Origin of the sequence: Microlunatus soli, assembly GCF_900105385.1 — a bacterium.
GTDB lineage: Bacteria > Actinomycetota > Actinomycetes > Propionibacteriales > Propionibacteriaceae > Microlunatus > Microlunatus soli.
Genome location: NZ_LT629772.1, coordinates 5,181,173 through 5,203,093, shown reverse-complemented (window position 1 = coordinate 5,203,093; position 21,921 = coordinate 5,181,173). Strand labels below are relative to the sequence as shown.

23 protein-coding genes and 1 pseudogene are annotated in these 21,921 nt (G+C 66.4%); 15 read left to right on the top strand and 9 right to left on the bottom strand.

What is annotated here, in order from left to right; genetic code table 11:
• Positions 1–28: 28 nt before the first annotated feature.
• Complete coding sequence (locus BLU38_RS23855; protein WP_091528159.1) at positions 29–694, bottom strand: DUF2461 family protein; 666 nt, start codon at positions 692–694, stop codon at positions 29–31.
• Between the two features lie 113 nt (positions 695–807).
• Here BLU38_RS23855 and kdgD point away from each other — a divergent pair, with 113 nt between their 5' ends.
• Together kdgD and BLU38_RS23845 are read left to right on the top strand one after the other, a co-directional pair.
• On the top strand, positions 808–1,722 hold the full coding sequence (gene kdgD / locus BLU38_RS23850; RefSeq protein WP_091528156.1) for a 5-dehydro-4-deoxyglucarate dehydratase: 915 nt from the start codon (positions 808–810) through the stop codon (positions 1,720–1,722).
• Between the two features lie 8 nt (positions 1,723–1,730).
• Complete coding sequence (locus BLU38_RS23845; RefSeq protein WP_197679832.1) at positions 1,731–3,047, top strand: glucarate dehydratase family protein; 1,317 nt, start codon at positions 1,731–1,733, stop codon at positions 3,045–3,047.
• A gap of 19 nt (positions 3,048–3,066) precedes the next feature.
• On the opposite strand, the gene BLU38_RS23840 is transcribed toward BLU38_RS23845, so the two are convergent.
• Positions 3,067–3,678, bottom strand: coding sequence for a TetR/AcrR family transcriptional regulator (locus BLU38_RS23840; protein ID WP_197679831.1), 612 nt, complete (start codon positions 3,676–3,678; stop codon positions 3,067–3,069).
• A gap of 104 nt (positions 3,679–3,782) precedes the next feature.
• On the opposite strand from BLU38_RS23840, the gene BLU38_RS23835 reads away from it, so the two are divergent.
• Entirely contained in the window at positions 3,783–4,508 is a 726-nt protein-coding gene (locus tag BLU38_RS23835) for an SDR family NAD(P)-dependent oxidoreductase (protein ID WP_231920007.1), read from the top strand.
• A 68-nt stretch (positions 4,509–4,576) separates the two neighbouring features.
• On the opposite strand, the gene BLU38_RS23830 is transcribed toward BLU38_RS23835, so the two are convergent.
• A complete protein-coding gene (locus BLU38_RS23830; protein WP_091528151.1) occupies positions 4,577–5,386 on the bottom strand; it encodes an oxidoreductase in 810 nt (269 codons plus the stop codon).
• Between the two features lie 198 nt (positions 5,387–5,584).
• On the opposite strand from BLU38_RS23830, the gene BLU38_RS23825 reads away from it, so the two are divergent.
• Together BLU38_RS23825 and BLU38_RS23820 are read left to right on the top strand one after the other, a co-directional pair.
• Positions 5,585–6,307 (top strand): GbsR/MarR family transcriptional regulator, encoded by a 723-nt coding sequence (locus BLU38_RS23825; protein ID WP_091528148.1) that lies wholly within the window; start codon positions 5,585–5,587, stop codon positions 6,305–6,307.
• Between the two features lie 105 nt (positions 6,308–6,412).
• A complete protein-coding gene (locus tag BLU38_RS23820) occupies positions 6,413–8,257 on the top strand; it encodes a family 43 glycosylhydrolase (protein ID WP_157683664.1) in 1,845 nt (614 codons plus the stop codon).
• A gap of 25 nt (positions 8,258–8,282) precedes the next feature.
• On the opposite strand, the gene BLU38_RS23815 is transcribed toward BLU38_RS23820, so the two are convergent.
• The gene (locus tag BLU38_RS23815; protein WP_091528142.1) at positions 8,283–8,816 is read right to left on the bottom strand and encodes a mycothiol transferase; all 534 of its coding nucleotides are present in this window, start codon (positions 8,814–8,816) and stop codon (positions 8,283–8,285) included.
• Positions 8,817–8,858: 42 nt separating this feature from the next.
• Positions 8,859–9,860, bottom strand: coding sequence for a phosphotransferase enzyme family protein (locus BLU38_RS23810; RefSeq protein WP_091528139.1), 1,002 nt, complete (start codon positions 9,858–9,860; stop codon positions 8,859–8,861).
• A 65-nt stretch (positions 9,861–9,925) separates the two neighbouring features.
• On the opposite strand from BLU38_RS23810, the gene BLU38_RS23805 reads away from it, so the two are divergent.
• Positions 9,926–10,237, top strand: coding sequence for an EthD family reductase (locus BLU38_RS23805; protein WP_091528136.1), 312 nt, complete (start codon positions 9,926–9,928; stop codon positions 10,235–10,237).
• A 12-nt stretch (positions 10,238–10,249) separates the two neighbouring features.
• Here BLU38_RS23805 and BLU38_RS32095 read toward each other — a convergent pair whose 3' ends face one another.
• Complete coding sequence (locus BLU38_RS32095) at positions 10,250–10,384, bottom strand: hypothetical protein (RefSeq protein ID WP_269458133.1); 135 nt, start codon at positions 10,382–10,384, stop codon at positions 10,250–10,252.
• 16 nt (positions 10,385–10,400) lie between these two features.
• Positions 10,401–10,646: pseudogene (locus BLU38_RS32425) on the bottom strand (NAD-dependent epimerase/dehydratase family protein); the annotation flags it as partial.
• A 74-nt stretch (positions 10,647–10,720) separates the two neighbouring features.
• Here BLU38_RS32425 and BLU38_RS23795 point away from each other — a divergent pair.
• Positions 10,721–11,038 (top strand): GNAT family N-acetyltransferase, encoded by a 318-nt coding sequence (locus BLU38_RS23795; protein WP_231920006.1) that lies wholly within the window; start codon positions 10,721–10,723, stop codon positions 11,036–11,038.
• A 201-nt stretch (positions 11,039–11,239) separates the two neighbouring features.
• Here the strand turns inward: BLU38_RS23795 and BLU38_RS23790 are convergent, their stop codons facing one another.
• Both BLU38_RS23790 and BLU38_RS23780 read right to left on the bottom strand, forming a co-directional pair.
• The gene (locus BLU38_RS23790; RefSeq protein ID WP_091528130.1) at positions 11,240–11,482 is read right to left on the bottom strand and encodes a hypothetical protein; all 243 of its coding nucleotides are present in this window, start codon (positions 11,480–11,482) and stop codon (positions 11,240–11,242) included.
• Between the two features lie 436 nt (positions 11,483–11,918).
• The gene (locus BLU38_RS23780) at positions 11,919–12,440 is read right to left on the bottom strand and encodes a VanZ family protein (RefSeq protein WP_197679830.1); all 522 of its coding nucleotides are present in this window, start codon (positions 12,438–12,440) and stop codon (positions 11,919–11,921) included.
• A gap of 108 nt (positions 12,441–12,548) precedes the next feature.
• Between BLU38_RS23780 and recO the strand changes: the two genes are divergently transcribed.
• The 8 genes from recO (at position 12,549) to BLU38_RS23740 (ending at position 21,914) form a co-directional block, all read left to right on the top strand.
• Positions 12,549–13,292, top strand: a complete 744-nt coding sequence (recO, locus tag BLU38_RS23775; protein WP_091528125.1) for a DNA repair protein RecO — start codon at positions 12,549–12,551, stop codon at positions 13,290–13,292.
• A gap of 133 nt (positions 13,293–13,425) precedes the next feature.
• Positions 13,426–14,889, top strand: coding sequence for a M1 family metallopeptidase (locus BLU38_RS23770; RefSeq protein ID WP_157683661.1), 1,464 nt, complete (start codon positions 13,426–13,428; stop codon positions 14,887–14,889).
• A 134-nt stretch (positions 14,890–15,023) separates the two neighbouring features.
• Complete coding sequence (locus BLU38_RS23765) at positions 15,024–16,319, top strand: ABC transporter substrate-binding protein (protein ID WP_157683660.1); 1,296 nt, start codon at positions 15,024–15,026, stop codon at positions 16,317–16,319.
• 10 nt (positions 16,320–16,329) lie between these two features.
• Entirely contained in the window at positions 16,330–17,289 is a 960-nt protein-coding gene (locus tag BLU38_RS23760; protein ID WP_091528116.1) for a carbohydrate ABC transporter permease, read from the top strand.
• Positions 17,282–18,202: a carbohydrate ABC transporter permease gene (locus tag BLU38_RS23755; RefSeq protein WP_091528113.1), complete on the top strand. Its 921-nt coding sequence runs from the start codon at positions 17,282–17,284 to the stop codon at positions 18,200–18,202. Before BLU38_RS23760 ends, BLU38_RS23755 begins: the two co-directional genes overlap by 8 nt.
• A gap of 37 nt (positions 18,203–18,239) precedes the next feature.
• A complete protein-coding gene (locus BLU38_RS23750; RefSeq protein WP_091528110.1) occupies positions 18,240–19,568 on the top strand; it encodes a Gfo/Idh/MocA family protein in 1,329 nt (442 codons plus the stop codon).
• A 45-nt stretch (positions 19,569–19,613) separates the two neighbouring features.
• A complete protein-coding gene (locus BLU38_RS23745; protein WP_091528107.1) occupies positions 19,614–20,579 on the top strand; it encodes a phosphotransferase in 966 nt (321 codons plus the stop codon).
• Between the two features lie 261 nt (positions 20,580–20,840).
• A complete protein-coding gene (locus BLU38_RS23740; RefSeq protein ID WP_157683659.1) occupies positions 20,841–21,914 on the top strand; it encodes a hypothetical protein in 1,074 nt (357 codons plus the stop codon).
• Positions 21,915–21,921: the final 7 nt, after the last annotated feature.

The window sequence follows — 21,921 nt, the reverse complement described above, 5'->3', positions numbered from 1 at the left end:
AGACTACCGCCGGGCCGACGGACGAGCGCTACGGATTGAGCCGGCGCCCCGACCGTGCCGGCTGATGAAGAGCGACGTGGGTGGCGAGCCAGGAGGTCAGCGGTTCCAGCTCCGCCGCTGCGGCCAGGACCCGCTCGACGACTTCCGGCGTGTGCAGCCATTCCTCACAACCGAGTGGGAGTTCGCAGATGAGCGACCGGCGGCGCAACAGCTCGCCGCGGGGATGATCGGCACAATAGTCTCGCGGGGTCCGTTTCATGAGGTCGCCGCTGATCCGACACCCACGGCGCTGCAGCGTCACCACGATGTCGGCAAGCTCGCTGCCACTGCGGTTGTCGTCGACCGCCGCTCGGTATCGGTCCCGTTGATCGGCGTCGGCCGGCCACCACCGGGCGGACAGCCGGAGGCCGTCGAGGTCGAACGCCAGATCGATGGCGACGTATCGGGCGATCCGGATCGTCGCGTACTGATGCTGCCATCGCCCGTAGTAGGGCGAAACGTATCCCTCGACGGTGAAGTCGTCGTAATCGTCGTCGGCGTCGGCCAGGTCTTGCAGCAACGCGATCATCGGTGCCCGGACCAGCTGCTCACGGTCCTCGCGGCAGTCCTCGCGCACTGCCGCGGGCGGATCGCCGTCCAGTTCCAGGAGGACGTCGAATGCCGTGACCGGCCAACCGCTGAACCGTCGACTCATATCGCCATCCTGGTTGCCGGCACTGACAGGGCGACCGGTTGATGCGCGGGCGGCATCAGTCCATGCCGAACCGGTGTTGGACGTGCACCACAGGCGTCCGTACGGTCGGATCCATGACCTCCTATGCCCCCGCGGACCTGGCCGCGCGGCTGCCGACAGGGCTGCTGTCCTTCCCGGTGACGCATTTCAACCAGGATCACTCGTTCGACGAGGAGGGATATCGGGCGAACATCACCCACCTCGCCGATCATCCGGTGGCTGGGCTGTTCGCCGCCGGCGGCACCGGAGAGTTCTTCTCGCTGACCCCGGCCGACGTGACCGACGTCGTCCGGGCGGCGGTGCAGTCCGCACCCGCGGGCCTGCCCATCCTCGCCCCATCCGGACGGGACACCGGCACCGCGATCGAGCTGGCCCGGTCGGCCGAGACCGCCGGCGCCGACGGGATCCTACTGTTCCCGCCGTATCTCACCGAGAGCGAGCAGGGCGGGCTTGCTGATCACGTCCGCGCCGTCTGTGCGGCGACCTCACTGGGCGTGATCATCTACAACCGCGGCAACGCCCGCTACTCCGCCGAGACCGTTGCCCGACTGGCCGATGACTGCCCCAACCTGATCGGACTCAAAGACGGTATCGGTGATCTGGAACAGATGACCCAGATCTATGCCCGACTGCGGGATCGGCTGATCTACGTCGGTGGGCTGCCGACCGCAGAGGTGTTCGCCCTGCCGTACAAGCAGCTCGGACTGAGCACCTACTCCTCCGCGATCTTCAACTTCCTGCCCGAGTTCGCGCTGGACTTCTACCGAGCAGTGACCGAGGACGATCATGAAACGGTCTATCGTCTGCTTACCGACTTCGTGCTGCCCTACGTCGCGATCCGCAACCGGGGCAAGGGATATGCGGTCAGTATCGTCAAGGCCGGGATGCGTGCCGTCGGCCGTCCCGCCGGCCCGGTCCGACCACCACTGATCGACCTCCGACCGTCCGACGACCATGAGCTGGTCGCCTTGATCGACCAAGTCAGGTGAAGATGATCATGACTGAGAACACCGTCGAGATCAGCGCCAAGATCAACAGCAAGATCACCCAGGTACGAGTGACCCCGATCCTGATCGCCGATCCGCCGCTATTGAACATCCAGGGCGTCCACGCACCGTACGCACCGCGCGCGATCATCGAGGTGGAGACCGACACCGGTGAGATCGGTGTCGGCGAGACCTACGGTGACACCGACTACCTGTCCGTCGCGCAGGCCTTCGCCCCCGAACTTGTCGGGTCCCCGCTGTCGGTGAACGGCCTGCGGGGCAGGGTCCGAGCGCGCACCGAGTCGGTCGAGCTGCAGCGAGTGGACGCTGCAGTCGACGCCGGCGGTCTGCGCGGACCGCGAAGCCTGAACAAGATCGCCTGCAGCGTCGCCTCGGCGTTCGAGGTCGCGATCTATGACGCCCTCGGACACCTGGCCGGGTTGCCGGTGCACGCGCTGCTCGGCGGCAAGGTTCGCGACGACGTCGATTTCAGCGCCTACCTGTTCTACCGCTGGGCCGAGCATCCGGACGGCTACGGATCGGACGTCCCGCACGACGACTGGGGCGCTGCACTCGACCCCGATCAGGTGGTGCAGCAGGCCCGGCGAATGGTCCGCGACTACGGCTTCACCTCGTTCAAACTGAAGGGCGGCGTCTTCCCGCCCGATCAGGAGGTCGCCGCGACGAAGGCTCTGGCCGAAGCGTTCCCCGGCCGACCGGTGCGGCTGGATCCCAACGGTGCCTGGTCGGTAGCGACCAGTCTGCGGGTCGCCGCCGAGTTGGAGTCGATCGCGGAATACCTGGAGGACCCGACCACCGGCACCGCACAGATGGCCGAGGTCGCGCGGGGCACGTCGCTGCCGCTGGCGACGAACATGTGTGTCACCTCGACCGAAGAGATCAGCGAAGCGTTCCGCACCGACGCTGTCCAGGTGGTGCTGTCAGATCACCACTACTGGGGCGGCCTGCGCGCCACTCAGGACCTGGCGGCGATCTGCGATGCCTTCGATGTCGGCCTGTCGATGCACTCCAACACCCACCTCGGGATCAGCCTGGCCGCGATGACCCAGGTCGCCTCGACCATCCCGACCCTGCGCTATGCCTGCGACACTCACCGGCCGTGGCAGACCGAGGATGTGATCACCACGCCGCACGTCTTCGCCGACGGCAAGCTGCCGGTCACCGGCACCCCCGGTCTGGGGATCGAGTTGGACCGGGATTCGTTGCAGCGCTTGCATCAACGTTGGGCGGGCTCGCCGATCCGGGATCGTGACGACGGTGTGGCGATGCGCAGGGTTCATCCGGAATGGACCCAGCCGTCCTGGTGACACCGACTGCCCTTGCCCCTTACCCGGATTTAGCGACGCGCCCTAGTGAACGCCAGGCGACTTCAGGGAGCTCGCCGAGTGCCCAGTCCGTGTCGACGTCGCCGCCCGCAAGGAGCTGACGGCAGACGTCGTGGCTGGGTCCGAGCGCGACGGCAATGATCGCCGACCCGGGCCATGGCGGCAGCGTCCCTTCGACTGCGAATTCTTCGAGCTGCGCGAAAAGGGGCTCGTAGAGCTGCGCCTTGGCCAGCAGCACGTCGTGCTGACGCGATCCGCTGAGCTCGACGGCAGTCGCCTGGTACATGTACCTCGCCTCGTCGGGATGCGCGAAGGCCCATTCCAGATACGAGCGGACCAGGACGCGGACCGCGTCGGCGGCAACGCTGGTGCTCCGAACCTGGTCAGTGATGTGGCCGATCGCCCGCTCGAAGGTGCGCAGGAGCAGCGCCGCGCTCAAGTCGTCAAGACCCTTGAAATGGTGGTAGACGCTCGACGGGCTGGCACCCGCGCGCCGACGGATCTGCTCGATGCCGGTCGCCATCACACCCGCCTCGCCGAAGCACGCCAGCGCGGCATCCAGCAGCGATTCGCGGCGGCGACGGCCATCGATCCGTGAAGCAGAAGCGATCACAGATGGAATTTCCCTCCAAGTAAGCCGTAAGCTGTCAATTGGACGATACCTCCAATTCGAACCGAGAGGCGGCAACGACTATGCCTGGAGAACCGACTCCCCCCGTGGCTCTGATCACCGGCGCCAACCGCGGCATCGGATATGCCGCAGTGGAGGGATTGGCCCGGACCGGGATGACGGTATTCCTGGGCGCCCGCGACGCCGATGCCGCCCGGGAGCGCGCGGCGTCACTGCGAGCGCAGGGGCTGGATGTCCGCGACGTACAGCTCGACGTGACAGACCCGGGCAGCATCGAACGAGCCGCCGCAAGCGTGCAGCGGAGCGCCGGACGGCTGGACGTGCTGGTCAACAACGCCGGAACGCCGGGAGAGCCGAGCCTGCAGACCGCGGGGACGGCCGAGCTCGATGCCGTCCGCGCCGTCTTCGAGACGAACGTGTTCGGTGTCGTTGCCGTCACCGAGGCCATGCTGCCGCTGCTGCGGCGATCCGAACGCGCTCGGATCATCAACCTCTCCTCCAGCATCGGATCCCTTGCCCTGATGAGCGATCCGGATCACTACTTCAGCGGTCTGCCTGGATGGCTCGGATATCCGCCGTCCAAGGCCGCGCTCAATCAGATCACCGTCCAGTACGCCAAACAGTTGCGAGAGGAGGGCATCCTCGTCAACGCCGCCGATCCCGGCCCCACGGCGACCGCGCTCGGTCGCAGCGGGCGGGCCGACGTGACCCGCACTCCCGCCGAGGGGGCCAGGATCGTGATCGAGCTCGCTACCACCGCATCGACCGAGACCGGCGGCTACCGACGAGACAGCGGCCCCGTCCCTTGGTAGACGCGACATCTCCAAGATCGTCCGCGGCAACGACCGCCTCAGCTACGGGGGCGACGGATCCCAGCCCGCTACTCGGCAACCCGGGTCACCATGGCATCGAACTCGCGGTCCGGCAGCGTCCGGTTGAGTTCGAGGAGTCGGTCGGCCAGCCAGCCGACCGGGTAGCGGGTCTGCGGCTGTTCGGACTCGATCGCCTCTCGGATCACCTCGGCGACGACGGCCGGATCGGAGCCGCCGGCCAGACCTCCTTCGGCGCTCTTCGCCATCGCCGTGGCCAACTGGCGGTAGGGGCCGTCACCGGAGAACTCCAGGATCTGGGCCGAGGTCTGATCCTCGAACTCGGTCCGGATGATGCCCGGCTGGATGATCGCCACGTCGATGCCGAACGGCTTGACCTCCATCCGGAGCGTGTCGGAGAACGCCTCCAGCGCGTGCTTGGCCGCGTAGTACCAGGATCCGAGCGGTAGCGCGATCTCGCCACCGATCGAGGACACGTTGATGATCGTGCCGGAACGTTGTGCGCGCATCTGCGGCAGCACGAGTTGAGCGAGTCGAGCCGGCGCGAAGAGGTTGACCTCGAACTGATCGCGGGCAAGATCGAGCGGGACGTCCTCGACGGCACCGTGCAGCACCGTCCCGGCGTTGTTGATCAAGACGTCGATGCGTCCCTGCTCGGCGATGATCGTTGCGACTGCTTGCTCGAGATCGCCGTCGGATCGGGCATCCAACGCGAGGACGTGGCCGCCGGCGGCCGTGATCGGCTCCATCTTCTGCACCCTGCGGGCGGCGCCGTAGACGACGTGACCGGCCGCCAACAGATCGAGTGCCGTCGCCATCCCGATCCCGGACGATGCCCCGGTGACCAGACAAACCTTCATCTCACGCGACCCTTCTCCAGAATCTTTCCTTGCTGCGAAAGCTACTCGCATCTCCGATCACAACAGTAGAGAACGTGGCCCTAATCACTCGATGAATAACGCGATATCGTTGCAATGATGAACGGTCGTTGCAACACGCCCTGGCTAGATTGTTGCAATGACTTGTCGATGAACGCATCTCGAGATGAGGAGCCAGCCATGCCCGGCGGTCGTCTGACCCTCCATGATCGACAACAGATCGCGAGCTGGCTCCGCCGTGGCGTCGGCCGGGCCGAGATCGCCCGCCGACTCGGCCGGCCACGGTCGACGATCAACCGCGAACTGGAACGCAACGGCGGGCCCGACGGCTATCGAGCCGCGGCCGCGCAGCAGGCGACCCGGCGACGAGCGCGACGCACGGGAACGGGCGGTTCGGCGGCGCGGCGACCGGAAGCGGCGGCGTACGGTCGGGATCCGGCGGCGGTCGGCGACTTCACCGAGGAGTTCACCGCGCTGATGATCCGAACCGGGCTGCCGCCGATGTCGGCCAAGGTGTTCGGCTGTCTGTTCACCAGCGACGACGGCGCCTTCACTGCCGCGGAGCTCACCGAACGCCTCCGGGTCAGTCCGGCGTCGATCTCCAAGGCCGTCGGCTACCTGGAACAACTCGAACTGATCACCCGCGACCGCCACAGCGGCACCCGGCGCGAGCGATACGTGATCGAGGACGACGCCTGGTATCGCACCTGGCTGGCCAGCACCAGGTCGATCATGCTGTGGGCGACAGCAGCCGACGAAGGCACCGCCATCCTCGGCGCTTCGACACCGGCAGGTGCTCGGCTCCGCCGAACCAGTGACTTCTTCCGGCTCCTCGCCGAGGACATGACAAACGCTGCCGAACAGCGACGAGAGCTCCTGCAGAGGTCCACACCAGATCCCTGAAGCCTCTTTACAACGATGGAAGGTAGGGCCAGACTCAACCCGCGCCCATCGGTGGCTCGTCAGGGCGCGCTAATGGTCCGTCTTGACTCATCACTGGAGCTGAGCATGCGTATCCTCCCCCGTTCCGGGCGCCGACTCCGTCGCGCCGCCGCCATCCTCACCGCCGTGGCCGCGATCGCCGGCTTCGGGTTGTCCCATCCCGCGGTGTCCGCTGCCGCACCCCAGCCGCAGGTCGCCCCGACGGTTCAGCGACCCGGGACGTACACGAATCCGATGACGCTGAACCTGCCCGGCGGCTTCCACGCCGCCAGTTGCGCCGATCCGGACGTCATCCGAGGCAGCGGATCCGACACCGCTTGGTATCTCTTCTGCACCAGCGATCGCGGCACCGACGCACCCGGCGGGCCGGAGCCGGGCCTGCTCCCGATCTATCGCTCCACCGACCTGGTGCACTGGACCTGGCTGCACGCCTCGTTCCCGACGTCCCCGTCGTATGCGGCAACCGGTGCCGGCATCTGGGCGCCGGACATCGTCAAGACCTCAGACGGCTATCGGCTCTACTTCGCCGTCTCCAACACGAATCTGCCCGGAGCCGGCGCCGCGATCGGCGTTGCCACGGGTCCGACGCCGGCCGGACCGTTCACCGTCTCGCAGACCCCCGTGGTCGAGCCGTCGAACATCCCGGGCACCGACTCCCGCCGATCGACCATCGACCCCGAGGTGGTCACCGAGAACGGCCAGAACTACATCGCGTACGGCGGATTCGGCGGCGGCCTGTGGATCCGCAGGCTGAGCGCGGACGGAACCACCAGTGATCCTGCCTCGGAGCAGCGGCTCGCGGTCGGCGACCGCTACGAGGGTGCTTACCTCACCCGGCATGGCGCCTGGTGGTATCTGCTGGCCTCCTCGACCAACTGTTGCAACGGTCCGCTCACCGGCTACACCGTCTTCGCGGCCCGGTCCAAGACGCTGCTGGGCACCTTCCGGGATGCCACCGGACGTGCCATCACCGCACCCCGGGTCGGTGGCACCCCGGTCGTGGCGCAGAACGGGAACCGCTGGGTCGGCGTCGGGCACAACACGATGCTCACCGACGACGCCGGCCAGGACTGGATGATCTATCACGGCATCGACGTGAACGATCCCTACTATCAGGACGCGGTCGGCTACACCAAGCGTCCCGGCCTGATCGATCCCGTCGATTGGGTCGACGGCTGGCCGTCGGTCCGTTCCGGCAGCGGCCCGTCGGACACGGCACAACCGGCCCCGGCCGCCCGGCCCGGCCAACGCGAGGCCTACCAGCCACAGCCGCTGCACGAACCGCAACCCGGCCGCCCCATCCCGGGCCTGTCCGATGACTTCAGCGGCAGCCAATTGAGCAGCCGCTGGAGCTGGGTCAGGGAACCTGCCGCCGACAGCTACAGCGTCGGTGGCGGCAGCCTGCGGTGGCAGACCCAGCCCGCCGACATCCAGCCGCCGGCCTCGACGCTGGCGTCCGTGCTGACCGAGAAGGCACCGTCCGGGGACTACATGGTCGAGACCAAGGTCGCGGTGAACACGCCGGACGACACGACGGTGCACAACTACGTGCAGGGCGGAATGATGATCTACAACAGCGACGCGACGTACCTGAAGCTGGTGTCGGTCTCGATCGGTGCGACCCGGCAGACCGAGATCGGCAAGCACGTCGACCCGGAGCCGGGATACCCCAGCTACGGAAACGGCGTCGTCGGGCCCGTCGGTGACTGGACCTATCTGCGCCTCGTCGCGCGCAGCTGCGGCTCGACCACCTGCTACACCGCCTTCAGCAGCCTCGACGGTGATGACTGGGTGAAGGGCGCGACCTGGCGACAGGACACTACCGCCGACACCAAGATCGGATTGGTCTCGATGTCCGGGTCCGGCTACACGTCCGCCTTCGACTACGTCCGAGTGACCCGCCTCCGCTGACCGTCTGCTCGCCGGCCCTGTGTCACTACTCCGGCCAGCCGTGTCCGCGGCGGCCGTCGACCGCCTCCCGCAGGAGATCGACATGACCGAGGTGGATCAGGTTCTCCTCCAACAGGTCGACGAGGATCCGCCGCCGATTCTTGTTCCACGCCGGGTCCGGATCGTCAACGATCGTGTCCAGTCCGCCATTCTTGATCATCTCGGCCCAGGCGTTCCGTGATCGTTCGATTGCGCCGTACCACACCGCGTACAGCGCGTCCGGCTCCTCGGTCAACGCCGATTCCCACTCGTCGGGTGCGTCGGCCGGCTGCTGCTCCTGGAGATGTCCGGACGGGCGGCCTTGGGCCATGGCGGTGAACCCGTCCTCGACGAACGCCAGGTGTTTGATCAGCCCGGCCAAGGTCATGGTCGAGGTAGGAATCCGATGGCGAAGCTGTATCGCATCGAGACCGCCGGTCTTCCAGGCGAACTCCTTCCGCGCCCGATCCAGGGCGAAACACAGCATTTCACCGTCCCCGCCCAGCAGACACTCATCGACCGGCAACTCTGCATAGTCCATGACCTCAACGTAGACCGTGGGACGACCACCGTCGCGGGTTCTTCAGAGCGCCGCCGCTGCTCGTACGGCTTCGGCGTAGATGTCGAGTGTCGGATGTTGCAACAGGCCGGGCATTCGGCGGCTGGCACCCTCGGTGTGGGCAGCGGGCTGCTCACGGTCCAGCGACAGGTTCGCCTGGGACGCAAGGTGGTTCAGAAAGGCGCAGATCGAATCGCCGAGGTCGGCGACGGTCCTGATCTCGGCCGTGCCGCCGGCGTCCCGGTAGCCACGCATCGTCTGCCGGAGTCCTTCAAGATCAACGACGGACCGACCGATGTGCCAGTTGTTGATCACCTGCCCGAGGGTCCGGCTCGGCGTCGCCGGGCACGCGTCGTCCCAATCCAACAGCACGAACCGCCCGTCCGGCTCGACCAGCACGTTCTGGCGGGTGAAGTCGGTGTGCGCGATGATCAAGTCTTCGTCCGCCGGCATCTCCAACCGATCCGCAAGAGCGAGCAGTCCCGGCACCACGTCACGAAGCATCCCCGCCCACGGCTGGCCGGCGGCGTCGCACCGTTCGACCAGGTCTGACCAGTGGTCGGCCGACGGCGGGGTTGTGAACCACGCATCGAGGTCCTGATCGCCCACCGGGTGGGCGAGACCTTCGATGATCGCGGTGGTCTCCCCGACCCACGCCGACACCGCACGGTCGGACTCATCAAGTGGTCGAGCGTCAACCCACTCGTAGGCCCGGACCAGCCGACCGCCATGCTCGATCGGCAACGCGGTCACATACCGACCGTCAACGGTGCGCAGACTTCCCGGTGCTCGCACGCCGGCGGCTCGAGCCGCATCACAGAAGGCGACCTGACGAGTGACGGCAGCTTCCTCCTTGGCAACGTCCCGCGCCCAATGGAGTTCCTTCACGGCATACGATCCGGCACCGGTCTCCAGGTGCCAGATCCGGCCCATGTGCCCTTCACCCGCGAGCGTCATCGCCAACGGCGACGACCAGCCGAACAGCTCGGCCACGAACTCGCCGGCGGGCAACGGATCGGTGATCATCGAGGATCACCGTACGTCGCGGCGGCGAGCCCGGCCAGTGGAATTCACCGTGCGATACTCGGCGAATGATCCGGGTGACGTTCCTCTATCCGAAGACCGCCGAGTCGACCTTCGACATGGACTATTACACGTCGACACACATGCCGATGCTCGCCGCCACACTCGGCAATGACTGTCACGGCTGGGGCGCCGACAAGATCACCAGCGGCCCGTACGAGGCGATCGGTTGGACACTGGTGTCGAACGCCGAAGCCTGGGCGGCGGCCACCGCGACCGGCAAGATCAGAGCCGACGTCGCCAACTACACCAACGTCTTCCCCGCTGTCGCCATCGGCGACGTTGTCAGCTCCACATCCGGGCCTGCGGAGCGCGTCTGATCTTCAACCGCGTCAGTCCAGCTGGTCTCGCCAGCTGTGGGGCGGGGTCCAGCCGACCAACGTGCGCATCTTCGTACAGTCGAACGCGGACTGCGGATCGACGTAGTCCGCGGCGAAGTCGGCAAAGCTGTCGTAGTGCTCGGCCATTGATCCGCAGCCCTACCCAGGCAGTTTGTGGATGAGCCAGCACAAGCGTCTCGGCGATCACTTCACTGATGTACTTGCTCAAGGCATAGGCGTTCGGCGACGGCCGTCTCTCGGACTCGTCGAACGGGATCTGCGACGGAACTACCCCTTCGGTGAGCAGGCCGGTCGCCATCTCGCTCGAGGCGTACACCACTCGCCGCACACCAAGGTCCCCGGCAGCCTGGAGCACGTTGTGTGCACTGATCACGTTGTTGTCGAACATATCGATCCGAGCCTGTCCACCGTGGCGAGGTCGACTATCTCGTCGTGTGCCCACCATCGGAGGTGCCAGTCGCGTTGGGTGGCGCGATCTACAACGAGATCCCGGGCGCGGGAACGCTGTGGCAGCTGTCGGTCCACCCGGCCTTGCGGTCGTGCGGGATCGGGAGGATTCTCATCAACGCGCTCGAACAGCGAATGAGGGCGCGCGGGGTAGGTCGCGCGGAACTTGGTGTCGACGAACCGAACGTACGGGCCCGCGCTCTCTATGAGCGTCTCGGCTATGTCGCCCACGGCCGTGAAACCAGCACCTGGGATCCGGTAGCCGAATACGGCTCCGTCACGACCTCCACCATGATGTACACGCTGATGCGCAAGGACTTGGGCTCGCTGTAGGCCGGCTCGATCGCTCACCCGGCACCCCGCGAATACGCGATCTCATCGCGGCCCATTCGAACGTTCCAAGCGTGCGTGGACTCAAGGACGGCTGCTGAGATCGCGAATTCGCGGGATCCACCGGCTGAACGGTTGTGGACGACGTCCCCAGCAAGTCGATCACACACTCAAGGCGGCGAGGTTCACACGAAGCTTGCTGTCCTACCGGAGGTTCGGCTGGGTGAAGGTGCTGGCCGCCAGCGTCACCGGCAGCAGGTCGTAGCGGCCGTCGATCACCCGATAATCCCAACGGATCAAGCGACATTCGTCGATCGTGATCGTGCCGATGAACGTCTCCCGGTGGGACTCCACCCAGTCGAGCAGACCGTCCGGATCGGCGATCGGTCCGGCGAAGTGCAGGAGGTTCAGGTACCAGATGTCCCGCACACCGGTGGCGGCTTCCAACCAGGCGTCGGCGCCTCGCTGCTCGCTTCATCGCGGCGGCATAGCGCTGCACAGCACGGTCATCGGGAGTGACCTGGTTGCGACGCCACTCCAACGCACGGACGGTCAGGTGTGCGGTCCCGGGCCGACCGGTCCGCCAGTGTTCCGGGCCGGCGAATGCCACCGCCTCGGCCAGCATCCGGTCCAAGGTCACCGAGACGGTCGACGCCGGATCGGGCGCCAACAGCACGCTGACCGGCCAGCGACCGCCATCGCGGAGTGGTTCCTCGCGGCGGTGTCGCTGGGTCCTGATCATCTCCTGCGCGGCATCGAACCTGCCGTCGAACGCGGCCGACGAGTGCGCCGTCTGCGGCTGAGCGTCGAATGCTGGCATCCCGCTCAGGATAGGAGATCCCGGTCGTGCCGCCATCGGAAAGCTCGACCGGCGCGCCGCCGGCTACCCGTCGCGGTCCTGCTGGTCGGCACCGAGGACGCTCGACTGACGCGCCACGATCTCAGCTTCCGGACTGCCCGAACGGGTCGTGACCGCAATCGCCACCAGGGCACCGATCCCGGCACCGATCGTGTTGGTGATCAGGTCGCTGACGTCGGCAACCCGGGTCGCGGCCAACAGCGTGCCCTGGATGCCCTCGATCAGACAGCTGAAGACCGCGCCGGTGATCAGCCCGACCCACCAGCGTCGGCGACCGGCCAGCAACGCCAGCAGGAACCCGAACGGTACGAACATCGCGACGTTGGCCAGCTTCTCGACCCGATCGAAGGTCAGCCAGCCGGTCACCGGATGCCGGGCCAGCAGGTCCAGCAGCCGGCCGATCGGTCCGCGGTGGTTCGGGTCGATCGCGCCCGGCGTGAGGGTGACCAGGCCGATCACGACGGTGTACGCGATCGCCGCCACCCGCAGCAGGCGGCGGCGCGGTCGGCGACCATCGCCGCTGCCGTCACGTCCGCCGGTTTCCACCCGCCCATCCTGCCAAGTCCGCCCCGCCGCCGCGCACCGGGCGCGGTCGGTGAGCCGACGGAACGCGTCCCCGACGGCGTTGTCCGCAGGATGAGGAACAATGGAGGTGTGCCGACCTATCGCGATGCGGCCGTCGTGCTGCGCACCCACAAGTTGGGCGAAGCCGATCGGATCGTCACCATGCTCACCCGGGAGAACGGCAAGCTGCGGGCGGTGGCAAAGGGCGTACGCCGGACGTCGTCCAAGTTCGGCGCCCGGCTGGAGCCGTTCAGTCACATCGACATCCAGCTCGCCGCGGGCCGCACCCTCGACGTGGTCACCCAGGTGGTCAGCATCGACTCCTTCGGCCAGCGGCTGATCGGCGACTACCCGCGTTACACCGCCGGCGAGGCGATGCTGGAGATGGCCGACCGGCTCGTCGCCGAGGAGCGCGAACCGGCGCTGCAGCAGTATCGCCTGCTGGTCGGTGCGCTGCGGGTGTTGGAACAGGGCTCCACCAGTGACGGCCCCCGGCCGGCGTCGATGATCCTGGACTCCTACCTGCTGCGGTCGCTGGCGGTGGCCGGCTACGCCCCGAGTTTCGGACCCTGCGCCCGCTGCGGCACCGTCGGGCCACACCAGGCCTTCTCGGCTCCGGCCGGCGGCGTGGTCTGTGAGATCTGCCGACCGTCGGGTTCGGCACGTCCGGCCGCCGAGACGCTGGCTCTGCTCGGCGCCCTGTTGGAGGGCGACTGGCCTGCCACCCGTGAGGTCGAACCGTTCGCCGTGCGGCAGGCCAGCGGCTTGACCGCGGCGTACGCGACCTGGCACCTGGATCGCAATCTCAAGTCGTTGGCCCATGTCGAGCGCTGAGCCGCCGGCCGGACCGCCGGCGGACCGGCCTCCCCGATCCTTCGGCCGGCCGGCAGGCCCTGGTCCGAGCTGGGGACCTCCGGCCAGTCAGCCGGTCCGCCGGACCGGTCGCCGCATCCTCCCCTCCACCATCATGATCATCGCCACCGTGCTGATCATGATCGCCGGTCTGGTGGTGGCTCCGCTGATCCCCGATTCCTTGATCAGCAGGATCACCAGCCCGAACAGATCCGATCCGACGGCCCCCGTCGACCCCGGCGGTCGGTACGACGGCAGCTCCGGCGTCGGCGATCCTTACTACCCCGACTACGGCAATGGCGGCTACGACGCGCAGCGCTACACCGTATCCCTGGAATGGATCCCGAAGAGTCAGACCCTCACCGGCAGTGCGGTGATCACTGCCCGCTCGACGAAGATGCTGCGGTCCTTCTACGTCGATCTGATGTTGCCGGTCAACAGCGTCACGGTCGACGACGAGGAGGCCGATTTCGAACGGAGCAATGCCACCGACGTCAAGATCACCCCGAAGGACCCGATCGCGGACAACGCGGCCTTCGAGGTGATGATCACCTACGGTGGCCGGCCGGCCGAACACAAGATCGACAAGGACACCCCGTGGTGGGTCACCGGTGACGAAGTGACCGCCGCCGGCGAGCCGGAGGGTGCGGCCTGGTGGTATCCGGGCAACGACCACCCGGCCGACCCCGCCAGCTTCGACGTCTCGGTACGGGTGCCGGCCGGGATGGAAGTGATCAGCAACGGCAGGCTGGTCAGCTCCGACGCCGACAACGACCAGGATTTCGCCACCTGGCATTGGGTCTGCGACCAGACCATGAGCAGCTACCAGGCACTGCTGTCGATCGGCCAGTACGAGCTCCGACAGGGCACCACAGACGGTCGTCGGTACGTGTATGCGGTGTCGGACCAGCTGCCGGCCGACGACCGCAAACGGGCATTCGCCAATCTGGCGACCAGCGCGCAGATCATCCGCGATCTGGAAGCGATGTGGGGCCGCTATCCGTACCAGCAGTTCGGCGGCGTGGTGCCGGCCCATCAGCTCTGGTTCGCCGGTCTGGAGACCGCGACCCGCCCCGTCTACGACGCGCGCTCGATCATCCAGGGCGATGGGGCGGATCTGATCACCCACGAACTGGCGCACATGTGGTTCGGCGGCAAGGTGACCCTCGAGCAATGGAACGACATCTTCAACAGTGAGGCCTACGCCTCGTTCTCGGAATGGCTGCGCACCGAACGCACCGGCGGCCCGAGCGCCGACGATGCCCTGCACAGCACCTACGACCGGGTGAAGGACAATCAAGACTTCTGGGAGGTCACGATGACCGACCCCGGTAAGCAGCATCTCTTCGACGCCGTCTACTACCGCGGCCCGATGACCCTGCAGGCCTTGCGCAACGTGATGGGCGACGACGCCTTCTTCCGGTTCTCCCGGGATTGGGCACGGGGCGGCACCGAGAGCGTCGAGGACTGGATGGCCGCGGCACAGACCTATACCGGGGTCGACCTCGACCCGTTCTTCGCCGCCTGGATGTCGGGCCGGACCGCGCCGGCAGAGACCGCTGAGAACGGCCTGGCCTGAGCGGCCTTGCGGAAAGCGTTTAACAGACTCCTCGGCTACGATGCATTGAAACCTTACAAGCGGCGGTTGACCGCGGACGGGTTAAGCGCTTACCTTCTTCCGGAAAGCGGTTATTCAATGTGGAAGGCACCGGCATGACGGTCAACAGAAGGCAGTTCCTCGGCGGCGCGGCGGTAGCCGCGACGGCAACGACCCTCGGCCTCTCGGCATGCAGTGGTGGCGACTCGGGGAGCAGTGACGGATCGGCCAGCATCTCGTTGGGATGGTGGGGCAACGATGTCCGCAACAAGCAGACCAACGAGGCCATCGCGGCGTACCAGAAGACCAATCCGAAGGTCAGCATCAAGGCCCAGCCGGGCGAGTGGTCGAGCTACTGGGACAAGCTGTCCACCCAGACGGCAGGCAAGAACGCACCGGACATGATCCAGATGGACATGGCCTACATCTCCGAGTACGCCGACAACGGCGTGCTGCTCGACCTGAAGAAGTACGGCGTCGATACCTCGAAGTTCACCGAGGGCACGGCAGCGCCCGGCATCCTCGATGACAAGCTGGTGGGCGTCAACGCCGGCGTCAACTCGTTGACCCTGTTGGCCAACCCGGACGTGTTCAAGAAGGCCGGTGTCGACCTGCCCGACGACATGACCTGGACCTGGGACGACTACATCGAGATCGCGGCCGAGCTGCAGGCCAAGGGCCCGAAGGGCACCACCGGCACCGCCAGCTCCTTCGGCAGTGACAACCTGCTGCAGATCTGGCTCCGGCAGAACGGCGCCGACACCTTCTCCGCCAACGGACTGGGTTTCACCGCCGACCAGCTCGGCGAGTACCTCAACCTGATGGTCAAGTTCAAGACCAAGAAGGCGATCCCCAACGCGTCGGCGATCAACGAGGAGGTCGGCAAGTCGCTGGACCAGACCGCATTCGCCAAGGGCACCCAGGGCTTCTGCCTGTTCTGGTCCAACCAGCTCGCAGCGATCAACGAGGCCTCCGGCACCTCGATGAAGATGCTCCGGCCGCCGACGGTCGCCGGCGACGCCAAACAGCGCAACGCCTGGTACAAAGCGTCGATGCTCTGGTCGGGTTACGCCGGCAGCAAGGATCCCGAGGCCGTCGGCAAGTTGATCAACTGGTGGGTCAACGACAAGGCCTGCGCCGACATCTGCCTGGACGAACGGGGTGTGCCGGCCAACGGCGACATGGTCACCGAGGTCACCCCGAAGCTGACTGCATCCGGCAAGACGTCGGTGAAGTACCTCGACGACATCAAGCCCGAACTCGGCAAGAACCCGGTCGCTCCCCCGCCCGGCGGCAGCGAGATGGGTGACATCCTGATGCGGCACACCAACGACATCCTGTTCGGCAAGGATCAGGTGCCCAGCGCCGCCAAGAAGATCATCGATGAGCTCAACACCGCACTGAAGGGCTGATGGGCACCTTATGAGTGCGATCTCCGAGCTGTCTTCGCTGAGCCGCAAGAAGCGGCCGAAGACGCGTGAAGAACGTCGCCTGCAACGCAAGGAGGACGGCCGGGACAACAAGGCCGGCTATCTGTTCCTGTTGCCCTGGCTGATCGGCCTGTTGGTGATCACCGTCGGGCCGATGCTGGCGTCGTTGTACCTGTCCTTCACCGACTACAACCTGCTGCAACCACCGGAGTGGGTCGGGCTGGACAACTTCAAGACGATGCTGACCGACGAGCGGCTGCACCAGTCGCTCAAGGTGACCTTCATCTACGTGATCGTCGGCGTTCCGCTGCAACTGGCGCTGGCGCTGGCCGTGGCGATGCTGCTGGACAAGGGCATGAAGGGGTTGTCGTTCTACCGGTCGATCTTCTACCTGCCGTCGATGCTCGGCGGTTCGGTCGCGATCGCGGTGCTCTGGCGACAGATCTTCGGCACCGAAGGCCTGGTCAACCAGCTGCTCGGCGCGATCGGGATCCACACCAACACAGGGTGGATCTCCGACCCGAAGTACGCTCTGGCGACGATCATCCTGTTGCACGTCTGGACCTTCGGTTCGCCGATGGTGATCTTCCTGGCCGGGCTGCGGCAGATCCCGGCCATGTACTACGAGGCCGCCGCCGTCGACGGCGCGACCCGGTGGACACGGTTCGCCCGGATCACGATGCCGTTGCTGTCGCCGATCGTGTTCTTCAACCTGGTGCTGCAGATCATCGGTGCCTTCCAGTCCTTCACCCAGGCCTTCGTCGTCTCCGGCGGCACCGGCGGGCCGTCGGACTCGACGCTGTTCTACACGCTGTACCTGTACAAGCGCGGCTTCCAGAATCTCGACATGGGCTACGCCTCGGCAATGGCCTGGTTGCTGGTGCTGATCGTCGGCGCCTTCACCGCCGTCAACTTCTTCTTCTCCAAGTACTGGGTGTTCTACGATGACTAGTCTCGCGACGACGACCTCGACCGGCACCTCGTCCGGTCCGTCCGGGTCCCCCGATGCCACCGCGGCACACCGCAGGTACCTGCTCACCTCGCGGATCCGGTCGGTGATCAAACACGTGATCCTGATCGCCGCCAGCCTGGTGATGATCTATCCGCTGCTGTGGATGCTGGTCAGTTCGTTCCGACCGACCAACGTGATCTTCCGGACGCCCGGACTGTGGCTGAAGGACCCGACGCTGGCCAACTACACCCACGGCTGGGTGGCATTGAGCTCTCCGTTCGGGCACTACTTGATCAACTCTGCGATCGTGGTGATCGGCGCGATCATCGGCAACGTGATCTCCTGCACGCTGGCCGCCTACGCCTTCGCCCGGCTGCGATTCCGGGGCCGGACACTGTGGTTCGCGATCATGCTGATGAGCATCATGCTGCCGATCCACGTCGTGGTCGTGCCGCAGTACATCATCTTCAACAACCTGGAATGGGTGAACACCTTCATTCCGCTGATCCTGCCGAAGTTCCTGGCCACCGACGCCTTCTTCGTCTTCCTGATGGTGCAGTTCATCCGCGGCATCCCCAAGGACCTCGACGAAGCAGCCCGGATCGACGGCTGCGGACACTGGGGCATCTTCTCCCGGATCATCCTGCCGCTGATGGTGCCGGCGATCGCCACCACCGTGATCTTCACGTTCATCTGGACCTGGGGTGACTTCTTCACCGCGTTGATCTACCTCACCGACCCGTCGAAGTACACCACCCCGGTCGCCCTGCGATCCTTCCTGGACGCCACCTCGGGCAGCGACTGGGGCGCCATGTTCGCCATGTCCATCGTGTCCCTGTTGCCGGTCTTCCTGGCCTTCCTGTTCGGCCAGCGGTTCTTGATCAAGGGCATCTCCACCACAGGTATCAAATAACCCCCTCCTCCCAACCCAACGAAGGGAAAACAGAACAGTGAGCAAGCGACGCTACGTCGTGGTCGGCGCGGGCGGACGGGTCCGGATGTATCTGGGCGCCATCGCCGGTGATCATGCTGCCGACGCCGAGCTGGTCGGGCTGTTGGACTCGAATCCCGGCCGGATCGCCTACCACCTCGAACAACTGCAGTCCGACGGCTTCGACACCTCCGCCGTGGTCACCGGCTCCGGGGACGATCTGGAGAAGGTGATCGCCGACCGAAGCGCCGACCGAGTGATCATCACCTCCCCCGACTTCACCCACGCCGACTACATCGTCCGCGGTCTGAACGCCGGCGTCGACGTCGTGGTGGAGAAGCCGTTGACGATCAACCCAGCATCTGCGCGGGCGATCGTCGAGGCGGTGGACCGGACCGGCAATCAGGTCGTCGTCACCCACAACTACCGCTACTCCCCGCGCAACAGTGCGCTGAAGGAGTTGATCAAGTCCGGCACGATCGGCCGGGTGCTATCGGTCACGTTCGAATGGGTGCTGGACACCGCACACGGTGCGGACTACTTCCGCCGCTGGCATCGGGACAAGGCCAATTCCGGCGGCCTGCTGATCCACAAGGCATCACACCATTTCGACCTGGTCAACTGGTGGATCGCCGACGTCCCACAGCAGGTCTACGCCCGCGGCGGCGTCCGGTTCTACGGCGACGCCGGGGACACTGCCAAGACGCTCCCCGATCGGCAGCCACGGGGTACCCACGACGGGCCGCACACGCCGTGGGAACTCGACCTGCGCACCGATGACCGGCTCAAGGCCACCTACCTGGACAACGAGTCCTACGACGGTTACCTGCGTGATCAGGACGTCTTCGGCCCGGGTGTCACGACCGAGGACAACCTCGCAGTGATCGTCGACTACGCCGCCGGGCCCACGCTGTCCTACGCCCTCAACGCGCACTCCCCCTGGGAGGGCTACCGGGTCGCCGTCAACGGCACCGAGGGTCGCGCCGAGCTCGAGGTCGTCGAACGTGCCGCCGTGCTGACCGACGGCGAGGGCAACATCGTCGTCGACCCGAGCGCACTGCCCGAGGGCGCCGGCCGCCAGGGTGGCCAGAAACTCACCCTGCAAAGGCACTGGCAACCCGCCGAGGAGATCACGATCACCGAGGGGTCCGGCGGCCATGGCGGCGGCGACGTGCTGCTGCTCCGTGACGTCTTCCAGGGCCCCGGGGACGATCCGCTGGAACGCCCATCGGACTACAAGGACGGGCTGCGGTCCATCAGCGTCGGAATGATGGGCAACGAATCACTGGCCACCGGCCGCCCGATCACGCTGGCCGATCTCGATCTCGGAGTCGATCTGGCCCGCTGAACAGTGCGCCCGGTAGGGTGCTCCGATGACGACAGGGCGCGGCAGATGATCAATGACATCGGCCGCGCCCTGCAGCATTGGCAGCTCGAACCGACGGTCTCGATCGAGCGCGCGACCAGCGGTGTGATGAACGAGACCTATCTGATCACCACCGACCGGCGACGGGTCGTGTTCCGCAGGCACCGCCGCCCCCGTCGTGATCAGGTCGAATTCGAGCATGCCGTGATCGCCCACGCCCGAGCGAACCGGATCCCGGCTCCGGCAGCGATCCCGACGCCCGAGGGCGAGGTGATCGTCGAGCAGGACGGCGTCTTCCACTCCTTGTTCGACTTCGCCCGCGGCCACCAGTTGCCCCGAGCACAGTTAACTGTGCGGCACGCCCGCTCGATGGGCACGATGCTGGCCACGCTGGATCTCGCGCTGGCCGACTTCGCGGTCCCGGTGCGACCGCCGAGCGATCGCTCGCCGGACCTGGCACCGGTCGCGAGCACCGTCACGACGCTGCTGGACCGGATCGACCGTCGTACGGGACGGTCCGAGCAGGATCAGTGGGCCGCAGAACACCTGCGCAGCAAGGCGGCCTGGCTGCGCACCGCTACCCCACCGCAATGGCAGCAACCACCGGCCGATGCCCTGCAGCTGATCCACGGCGACTATCAGGAGTCCAACCTGTTCTTCGACGAAGACGGCACGGTCGTCGACGTGATCGACTGGGACAAGGCGGAGTCCGGATGGCCGGTCGCCGAAGTCGTCCGAACCCTCGACCTCGCCCTGCAGCTGCAGCCCGAGCTGTCCGCCGCCCTGCTCAGCGGCTACCGCAGCCTGCGGCCGATCACGACCGCCGAACTCGATCTGGCGGCCGGGAACTGGCATTTCAGCCAGGTCCATGATCACTGGCTGTTCGAAGGGATCTACATCCGGGGCGATGATCGGCTGCGGATCTTCCTGCGCCCGGGACCGTTCGTTCCGTTCGCCGAGCGCTGGCGGCGACTCCGGGCAACAGTGAGCTGACCTGGATCAGCCAGCACCCTGACCCACCCGCCCCGCACAATGGGTGCTTTGGCAACTACGCGTTTCCCGAGCGGCTGCAGCCGCTCGATCTGAAGGACACCAAGCCGTTGAAGCTGACACTGCCGGAAGGCTGGAAGTTCGCGGCGTGAGTCGGGCCGGCGGCAGTGGCTCACCAACGCCGGTCCGACGGCCGACGGCGCCCCGTTTCGGTCGTGTCCGAAACGCGATTGATCTGGCCCGTCGCTCCGCACACTGATTGCCGTGCACCCCCACGCTCCGCAACCCCGGCGATCCCGACGCGCGCCGATCGTGATCGGCACCGCGATCGCTGCCGTGCTGGCCCTGACGATCGGAGCCGCGGTCTACCTCACGGTCAACCGATCCGAACTGCCGTACCCGTTCAATGCGCGTCCGACGGCCTCGCCGTCGGCGCCGATCCGGCACGGCCCACCGCTCCGCCCAGGACAACCGATCGACGATCGGACCCTGGCCAAGGTCTCACCGGACGATTTCTACTTCGATCTCCTCCGCCGCCAGATGACACAACCGGTCGGCGTCGTGACGAGCTCGCTGTTCCTGACCCCGGAAAGCTTCGCGCACCGTGAGCCTCTGGAGATCTACCAGGTCGGCATCGACCATCGCACCGGCGCCGACGTGCACAGCAAGAAGTCGACCGTTTCCATAACGGGGTACCGCGAGGGGCGGCCGACGTCGGTGACCCGTTGCGACCGTGGGACGCCCTACACCTACAACCTGCCGGCGTCCGGATATCGCCCTGGTTGGCAGGTGGACACCGTCGGGTCCTGTGATCTCACCAAGGTCCGGCTGGGCATGCCCAGCAGCGACGGCATCACCCCGAACGGACTGTCCGACCGGCAGGCCACCGCCTACATCAGCGCACTGCGCACCAAGGATTTCTCCGGCTTCGTCGTGCCGCAGCGACCGACCGTCATCACGACGGGCGGCCATCGTTACATCCGCCAGGTGGTGGACTTCAAGCCTCGCAAGCTCGCGGACGAGTACTACTGGGGCGACCAGATCTTCATCTGGGCCTTCCGAGATGCCGTCGGCGACGTCGCGGAGTGGCCGTTCATGCCGGACCAGTTCGCCGGCGGACAGGGCCTGCACGCGATCTACTACATCGATCCCGGCACGCTGCTGCCCACAGCAAGCAAGATCAGAGCCACCGCGTTGCTGGACGAGAACGGTCAACCGAAGGAAGACCCTCAGCAGACCAATGTCGTCGACTATGCCTTTCCGAAGCAGCTCACACCCGTGACCCGCAAGGACCACCGGCCGCTGCACCTGACGGTGCCGGAGGGGTGGAAGATCTGATCACCGG

Bases quoted from the DNA above. Each gene is read 5' to 3' on its own strand.
- BLU38_RS23855 (WP_091528159.1), bottom strand. From the start codon at position 694: ATGAGTCGACGGTTCAGCGGTTGGCCGGTCACGGCATTCGACGTCCTC.
- kdgD (WP_091528156.1), top strand. From the start codon at position 808: ATGACCTCCTATGCCCCCGCGGACCTGGCCGCGCGGCTGCCGACAGGG.
- BLU38_RS23845 (WP_197679832.1), top strand. From the start codon at position 1,731: ATGACTGAGAACACCGTCGAGATCAGCGCCAAGATCAACAGCAAGATC.
- BLU38_RS23830 (WP_091528151.1), bottom strand. From the start codon at position 5,386: ATGAAGGTTTGTCTGGTCACCGGGGCATCGTCCGGGATCGGGATGGCG.
- BLU38_RS23825 (WP_091528148.1), top strand. From the start codon at position 5,585: ATGCCCGGCGGTCGTCTGACCCTCCATGATCGACAACAGATCGCGAGC.
- BLU38_RS23820 (WP_157683664.1), top strand. From the start codon at position 6,413: ATGCGTATCCTCCCCCGTTCCGGGCGCCGACTCCGTCGCGCCGCCGCC.
- BLU38_RS23815 (WP_091528142.1), bottom strand. From the start codon at position 8,816: ATGGACTATGCAGAGTTGCCGGTCGATGAGTGTCTGCTGGGCGGGGAC.
- BLU38_RS23810 (WP_091528139.1), bottom strand. From the start codon at position 9,860: ATGATCACCGATCCGTTGCCCGCCGGCGAGTTCGTGGCCGAGCTGTTC.
- BLU38_RS23805 (WP_091528136.1), top strand. From the start codon at position 9,926: ATGATCCGGGTGACGTTCCTCTATCCGAAGACCGCCGAGTCGACCTTC.
- BLU38_RS32095 (WP_269458133.1), bottom strand. From the start codon at position 10,384: ATGGCCGAGCACTACGACAGCTTTGCCGACTTCGCCGCGGACTACGTC.
- BLU38_RS23770 (WP_157683661.1), top strand. From the start codon at position 13,426: ATGATCATCGCCACCGTGCTGATCATGATCGCCGGTCTGGTGGTGGCT.
- BLU38_RS23765 (WP_157683660.1), top strand. From the start codon at position 15,024: ATGACGGTCAACAGAAGGCAGTTCCTCGGCGGCGCGGCGGTAGCCGCG.
- BLU38_RS23760 (WP_091528116.1), top strand. From the start codon at position 16,330: ATGAGTGCGATCTCCGAGCTGTCTTCGCTGAGCCGCAAGAAGCGGCCG.
- BLU38_RS23755 (WP_091528113.1), top strand. From the start codon at position 17,282: ATGACTAGTCTCGCGACGACGACCTCGACCGGCACCTCGTCCGGTCCG.
- BLU38_RS23745 (WP_091528107.1), top strand. From the start codon at position 19,614: ATGATCAATGACATCGGCCGCGCCCTGCAGCATTGGCAGCTCGAACCG.